This window comes from Deltaproteobacteria bacterium (assembly GCA_016223005.1).
In the GTDB taxonomy this organism is placed as follows: Bacteria; Desulfobacterota; GWC2-55-46; order UBA9637; family GWC2-42-11; genus JACRPW01.
Map to the genome: position 1 here is coordinate 41,446 of JACRPW010000011.1, position 5,972 is coordinate 47,417.

The 5,972-nt window shown below is 44.8% G+C and carries 8 protein-coding genes; 2 read left to right on the forward strand and 6 right to left on the reverse strand.

Annotated features, from left to right (window positions below; all coding sequences use genetic code 11):
- The first annotated feature begins 82 nt into the window (after positions 1-82).
- Positions 83-1,213, forward strand: a complete 1,131-nt coding sequence (locus HZC45_01445) for an aminopeptidase (protein MBI5681830.1) — start codon at positions 83-85, stop codon at positions 1,211-1,213.
- 268 nt (positions 1,214-1,481) lie between these two features.
- Here HZC45_01445 and HZC45_01450 read toward each other — a convergent pair whose 3' ends face one another.
- The 6 genes from HZC45_01450 to lnt all read right to left on the reverse strand — a co-directional run bounded on the left by HZC45_01450 (position 1,482) and on the right by lnt (position 5,332).
- The gene (locus HZC45_01450; GenBank protein ID MBI5681831.1) at positions 1,482-1,955 is read right to left on the reverse strand and encodes a gamma-glutamylcyclotransferase; all 474 of its coding nucleotides are present in this window, start codon (positions 1,953-1,955) and stop codon (positions 1,482-1,484) included.
- A gap of 53 nt (positions 1,956-2,008) precedes the next feature.
- Positions 2,009-2,323, reverse strand: a complete 315-nt coding sequence (locus HZC45_01455) for a DUF2442 domain-containing protein (GenBank protein MBI5681832.1) — start codon at positions 2,321-2,323, stop codon at positions 2,009-2,011.
- Positions 2,280-2,522: a DUF4160 domain-containing protein gene (locus HZC45_01460; protein ID MBI5681833.1), complete on the reverse strand. Its 243-nt coding sequence runs from the start codon at positions 2,520-2,522 to the stop codon at positions 2,280-2,282. Before HZC45_01460 ends, HZC45_01455 begins: the two co-directional genes overlap by 44 nt.
- Positions 2,523-2,822: 300 nt before the next feature.
- Positions 2,823-3,056: a MarR family transcriptional regulator gene (locus HZC45_01465; protein MBI5681834.1), complete on the reverse strand. Its 234-nt coding sequence runs from the start codon at positions 3,054-3,056 to the stop codon at positions 2,823-2,825.
- Positions 3,057-3,250: 194 nt separating this feature from the next.
- On the reverse strand, positions 3,251-3,751 hold the full coding sequence (locus tag HZC45_01470) for a GNAT family N-acetyltransferase (protein MBI5681835.1): 501 nt from the start codon (positions 3,749-3,751) through the stop codon (positions 3,251-3,253).
- A 108-nt stretch (positions 3,752-3,859) separates the two neighbouring features.
- On the reverse strand, positions 3,860-5,332 hold the full coding sequence (lnt, locus tag HZC45_01475; GenBank protein MBI5681836.1) for an apolipoprotein N-acyltransferase: 1,473 nt from the start codon (positions 5,330-5,332) through the stop codon (positions 3,860-3,862).
- Positions 5,333-5,554: 222 nt separating this feature from the next.
- Here lnt and HZC45_01480 point away from each other — a divergent pair.
- Positions 5,555-5,972: phage integrase N-terminal SAM-like domain-containing protein (locus tag HZC45_01480; protein ID MBI5681837.1), on the forward strand; the 418-nt coding region annotated here is incomplete at its 3' end.

Consider the following 5,972-nt stretch of genomic DNA (forward strand, 5'->3'; position numbering starts at 1 on the left):
AATTGATATTATCCCAGATTATGCACGAATTATTTAGGATTATGCACTTGACATTAGACAATCAACTTTAGACAAAAATCCGATGGACAAACTTTTGACTGCCATAAAATCCATTTTAAATATAAACCTTGGTATCAAGAAATATGATAAACTTCTTGTTTTTACTGATTTAATTCGTAATGATGAAAAAATATCAGACACAGAGAGAGAAAAAAGGGGAGGGCTTGTCAACATAGCACAAATGGTTGCTGATGTCGGCAGACAACTGTGTGATGTGGATTTTGGTATATTCCCATCTTTAGGACAGCATGGTGTCGAACCTCCTGAAGATATATGGTTTGCTGCGTTTGGAAGGGGCATCATTCAGAAACTTAAAAAAGAAGGTTTTTTGGAAAGGCTCTTAAATAAGGATAGAGAAGAAACTTATCTAAAAGAAGTTGAAAGACTAATAAAAACAGACAGGTCTTCTGCCGTGAGCGCTGTAATTGCCCTGTCAAATTTTTCTACCAGTCATACAAAATTCAGAGACCTCCTTTGTAATTTATGCGGAACAAGATATGCGAGTATGCCTCTCTTTGATGAGGATATGCTTTACGGTCCTATGGATGTGGATTGGCATAAACTTGCACAAAGAACAGAAAAGGTTGCTGATATATTGAACAGCGGTCATGAGGTTTTTATAACATCTCAAAACGGTACAGATATAAATATGAAAATAACTGGCAGAAAGGCTAAGGCAGATACAGGTATATTAACTACTCATGGTTCATTTGGCAACCTGCCTGCGGGTGAGGCATTCCTTGCACCTCTGGAAGGAACCACAAACGGCAGATTAGTTCTTGAATGGGCACCGACATTTAAATTAAAAAACCCTGTAACAGTAGAAGTAGAAAATGGCATAGTAAAAAATGTAATAGGAAGCGATGCTTATGCAGACATCCTTTTTAAAAAACTTGAAGAAAATAATGATTTCAAAAATATAGCGGAACTTGGTATAGGCACAAATGATAAGGCAAAAAAACCTGACAATATCCTTGAATCAGAAAAGATCCTAGGCACAATCCACATAGCATTAGGGGACAACAGTTCATTTGGCGGCAATGTTAGAACACCATTTCATCAGGACTTTGTATTTTTTAAGCCAACGGTTATTGTTAAGAACGACAAAGAAGAAGTAATCATTTTGGATAACGGAAGGCTTCTGGTGAGTTGAGAGGCAGCATATTTTTGTTATGTTGAATACCCGAACTGTGCAGTGACTATTAACCATCCTCATGTTTGACATTTCTAATCTTAAAAAGCTAAAGGGTAGAGAAATATCTACTATCGTGTCAGAGTGGGGGACTATCGGATCGGGCTAACTATTGAAAACAATACAGTAGCCTTTGTTCGCTGTCTGAACAGGAAAGAGATTTACAGATACTTTCCATAACGGCTCGTTAGCCTATTTTTGTTCCCATTCTTTTTATGATTTACGTGACTCATTGTGTTTCAATTTTTTCAAGGTACTGAATATATTCGGGAGGAAATTCATTTGTACGAGCATTCTTCAAAATCAAATTCATGTAATATTTTGTCGGTTTCTGATGACCCGATTTTTCTTTTGTTTTTACTACTTTGTAGGTTTTGACATTAGTGATGTTTTTATCCTTATACTTCACAGTTATTGGAATTTCCCCATAATAATCAGGACACCCTTCTTTTTTCCTTATAGTTTCAATGTCGTATTCCTTATTTATTTCGAATAGCAGTCCATAAACTTTACTATCCGAAGGTTCCATTAGATTTGCCGCCCCACCATTTCTTCCAGTCGAGTAGTAGTTAAAAGATAGTTGATAGCCATTGAGGCAGGCAGTGCCAAGCAATTTCCATTCAGGAAAAGATCTATTTTTTTCTTTACACCAGTCCTTAAGATCTTTTTCGTCCATATTAGAACCATAAGCAAAATAGTACATTGGGATACCTCCTTTTTAATATTACTGGGCTAACGCAAAAGCTCACTGGTGCTTTAGCGCACCAGCGATAAAGCATCCAGTGTAGCGCCATTGTTAGACTTTTTATTTATATATTTGCTTTTGAGTGGATATTTTTCAGGATGTTCCAGATTATCGATTTCTAAATCAACATCTAAATCCGGCCAATAGAGGTGAAAGCCATGAAGTAATTCTACTTTTTGGATTGATTTTAAGGTTTGGTCCCTAAAATAGGGGTAGTCATCGAAAGTCAAAAAATATTCCTTCCCTTTTACAAATAGCCATATCCCAAACGAGGAAATATTTTCAACTGATACTGAAATATTTTTTCCATTCTTTAATGATTTCATTTTTGTGCTCCTCAACAAGTTTTTGTATTTCATTCAACTTTTTCGAACTAAGTTTATGATATGTTGCAAGCGAAATTATTGGTTCAATCCAGAATTTTGCTTCACCATCTCCGCAAATAATATGAACATGCATGCGGTCTTCTTCATTTGAAAGAAAATAGAACCTGTAACCTTTAATTCTCAAAATTGTTGGACTCATATGTCTTGAATTTAAAACAATTTATTCCTTTTTGCAATCATCATCTGCTCCCATCTCATATTTCTTGTTTTCGCCTTGCTCTCAAAGACGTCTGCCCCTGGTTCATTTTATCCCCCATCTAATGTATGAAAGTACCTATGACAATTCTCCCTGAGCGGAGCGAAGGGAGAACGCCTTAGATCAGCGGTGTTTAGCCGCGCATGCTTTTGGCGCGGGTAAACATCCGCTGGATCTGTTTGTTATGCATGCCCTTCCATTTTACCACGCTTATGCAGGCGTTTTGCTGTTCACGGCGACATGTTACAGCAAGTGCGGCAACTCTGCCACAGGAACAACCACCCGAATCGACCGGGGTGTGCCAGGTTCCCGCTCAATCAGGCCCTCCCTCTCTAGCACTACGATCATTTGATGAACCGAGGGAGCAGTTACCTCGAAGTGATACTGCATATTTCGTTCCGCAGGAGGACGACCATTAATTTTCGTGTAATTATAGATGAAAGCCAGATATTGTCCCTGTTTTTTCGTAAACTTCATTTAACAACAAGCCTTTCGCTATATCTTCTCATCTCCGATTCAAGGTGGCTGCGCCTCCGGCTTGCCCTTGATGGTTTTAGTGTTTTTTAATTATGCATAACGCGGGGCTGAGCCATGACCCGTAGGGTCATTGGTTTCGTGCCCCTGGTTCTCCCGTAGCGAAGCGGAGGGATGGGGCACCGGCTCAGCGATTGTTAGGCATTTTCGTGGTTTTTACGAAACTCAGAATCAAAGAGTCGCATTAAAACGACGTCGTGGTAATTCCCTTCCAGAAACAGCTGCTCTTTCAAAACCCCTTCCTCTTTGAACCCAAATCTTTGATATAACCTGATAGCCTTTTCATTGAATGAAGCCACTTCCAAACATATCTTCCGAAGATTAAGTAACTCAAATGCATAGTTGAAGAGGATTTCCATGGCGTCCGGCCCCATCCCTTTCCCTTGAAATTCTTTATCACCGATAGTGATCCCGAAGTAAGCCACTCTAGCTATCCAGTCGATTCGGTTCAAATGTATGAACCCTATTAATGCGTTATCTTTGAGCGATACGATGGCAAATATGACTCGTGTGCGGCTTTGGTCGTCAAGGGCCGACTCATACCACTTATCTTCCATTTTTTCGGTCACCGGAAAACGATAACCAAGTGCATTTTCTCTCGTATCTGGATCGTTTCGCCATATAATGGATTTTTCCATGTCTGACTTTTTTATTGGGCGTTCTCCCTGAGCGGAGCGAAGGGAGAACGACCAAGCTCACCTGCCGCAATGGAGCGTAGCGGAATAGCAGTCAGGTGGAGCGTCGTGTTAGGCGCTGAATACTCTCCAGGCGATGCTTGCCAGCAAACCGACAACGCAGCACCAGGCAAACAGATCTCCGATTTTGGCATAGACGGTGTGTACACCTGCCGAGGCAGGCACCTGCGCCACCAGCACGTTGTCATGTGTCGTGAAGTCGTCCATGGTCGCGAGCCGCCGGCCATAGGGATCAACCGCGCCGGACCCGCCCCAACGCGTAATGCGGAACATGGTCACCCCGTTTTCGACCGCGCGAAATTCCGCCATGAGTTGATGCAGATGCGTAATGGCCTTCCAGTCGCTCGCGGGCACCAGCATGATATCAGCGTTGGAACCGCCTACTTGCCGGATAATCTGCGGAAAGTCGAGATCAAAGCAGATTGGCGAAGCAATACGCCCGTAGGGTGTAGCGGTGACCGGAATTGGTCCCTCGCCACGGACATTAGTGCTCGCCTCGAAGCCGGGGACGGCGGTGATCTTGGTGTAGGAGTAAGCGATTTCACCCGCAGGGCTCAACAGCACCGCTTTATTTGTCACCGGCCGAGGCGCCCCGGGTTCCAGCACCCCCATCCCCATCAAAAGAAAAATACCGTTGTCACGCGCAAAAAGCTGCGCACGCTCAAGAAAAGCTGCCTCATCTTCTTTCAGCACCATCAGGTTGCCCTCGGGCCAAACGACGATCTTGGCGCCGGCCAGCACTTCGCGCCGAGTGCGTTCGAAGAACGATTCATGCAAGCGGTCAAATTTCTCGCGAACTTGTTTGCGTTCCGTTGCCGTGAAATCCGGTGCGACCACCCGCATGAACTCGCGCGGTTCGATGATTCCCTGTGGCCAACCGATTCCTGCAATTCTCACCGTTGATACCTCGGGTGCGAATGCCAGTCGTACCCCGCCCGCCAACATCACCAGCCCCCATACTGCGGCATATAGCAAAACGCCACTCTGGATCGTGCCCCAGTCGAACTGCCGATCCCACGCCCAATTTACGACCGCAGCAAACCAGGTGACTAGAAACCCAATACCCCAGATACCGGTGACCGATGCCAACTGCATTAGCGGTAGATTGCCGTGCTGCGTATAACCCAACGCGCCCCAGGTGCCATAGGGGTTCAGGCGTGCGGCCAAGAACTCCAACGCTATCCATGCAGTAGGAAACACGAGTGTTGACAAAAAACCAGGTAGATATGGTGACAAGAGGCGGTCCGCCAAGAACGGCAGCGACATCGTGGCGGCCATTGCCGCTACCACGCCGAAAAATGCCGCGCCCGGCAACGGAATCATATCGCGATTGCCCACCGACAAGGCAACAAGTAGCGAGAGCCAGACCCATAGAACACCGCCGATCGGCTGCGCTCCACGCGTGAAATGCAGAAGGAAGACAGGTGCCAGCCAGGCCGCCAGCGGCACAATCCACTTGCCGAAGCCAAAGACCTGTAGCACACCGCCGAGCAGGAGCCAAGCATACGATGATATGGTAGCCATTCGTGTTATCCCTTCAGTCCGCGTCCGGGACGTATTTATTCGGTTCGCCCTGAGCGGAGCGAAGGGAGAACCAGTTATTAGGTAAACGGTTTACTGACTAATAGCACATAGTTAAATATATTGTCAATAAAAAATTGGCTTGACTTACTCTATGAATTTTATTACCCTTTTTCAGGGACTAATATGCAAAATTGAATGTTAGTCCCAACGTGTTAGTCGCCTATGCAATTAATTCCAGCCGATATTTGGGAACCATTTTCAGCCGTTCTTAATAAACGGGCGGTCCCAGTCTCTTGTCACGCCGATTACAGGAAGTGGCTGCGGTATTATCTTGATTTCCGCAGCAAATATCCGCTTCCTGATTCCAAATCAGAGCATGTGCGTCTGTTCATCCAAAAGTTGCGGGAAAAGAAACAAACCCCGGAACAGCAGAAACAGGCTGCACATGCATTGTCTCTCTATTTTGAGATGCTGCGGAAAATAGATAATAAAACCCCTTCCGCTCAAATCAATACTGAAAAGGCAGTAAAGGCAACATCCCCCTCCACCCCCTTTATTAAGGGGGAATCTCCCACGAGGGATGAGGCGGCAGCGCTATCAGCATCACAATCCCCCGATAGCAGCGATATCGGGCAAGCTT